Origin of the sequence: Paraburkholderia piptadeniae (assembly GCF_900007165.1) — a bacterium.
Classification (GTDB): Bacteria; Pseudomonadota; Gammaproteobacteria; order Burkholderiales; family Burkholderiaceae; genus Paraburkholderia; species Paraburkholderia piptadeniae.
The window spans coordinates 1-831 of the sequence record NZ_CYGY02000209.1; the positions used below are offsets into that span (position 1 = coordinate 1).

Here is an 831-nt window from a genome sequence, read left to right on the forward strand (position 1 = left end):
ATTGATCCTGCTGCACCAGACCGATCGAGCCGTTGCTGATCTGCGTCTGGATGTTGCTGATGTCCGTCGTGTTCTGCGTCACGCGGCCATCGAGGTTGGTGATTGCGCCGCCCACGTTCGTTACGGTCGTGTTGCCGCCGTTGAGCACGTAGGTCGGCGCGGAGATCGTGCCCGTCGTCGGGTCGAAGGTCGAGCCACCGCCGAGTGCCGCTGCCGTCGAGCTCGACACGTTGTACAGCTGCGAGCCGTTCACAGCATCGACGCTCGATGCGCTCACGTCGCCTGCGGCCACACCCGTCAGCCTGCGCGCGCCTGCCGTGCCCGTGAAGTCCACCAGCGTGCCGCCCGTCCCCTTCGCCACCGTCACTGTCGCTGACGAGCTGGCCTGCTGCACCAGACCGATCGAGCCGTTGTCGATCTGCGTCTGGATGTTGCTGATGTCCGTCGTGTTCTGCGTCACGCGGCCGTCGAGGTTGGTGATTGCGCCGCCTACGCTGGTCAAGGTCGTGTTGCCACCGTCGAGCACATAGGTCGGTGCGGAGATCGTGCCCGTCGTCGGGTCGAAGGTCGAGCCGCCGCCGAGTGCCGTTGCCGTCGAGCTTGACACGTTGTACAGCTGCGAGCCGTTGACCGCATCCACGCTCGATACGTTGACGTTGCCGTTGGCCACACCCGTCAGCCTGCGCGCGCCTGCCGTGCCCGTGAAGTCCACGACCGTGCCGTCCGTGCCCTTCGCCACCGTGATGGTGCGTGTCGATTGATCCTGCTGCACCAGGCCGATCGAGCCACTGTTGATCTGCGTCTCAACGTTGCTGATGTCAGTCGTGTTCT

General features: G+C 64.9%; 1 pseudogene. It reads right to left on the reverse strand.

What is annotated here, in order from left to right:
* Positions 1 to 831, reverse strand: a pseudogene (locus BN2476_RS44515) (ESPR-type extended signal peptide-containing protein); the annotation flags it as partial.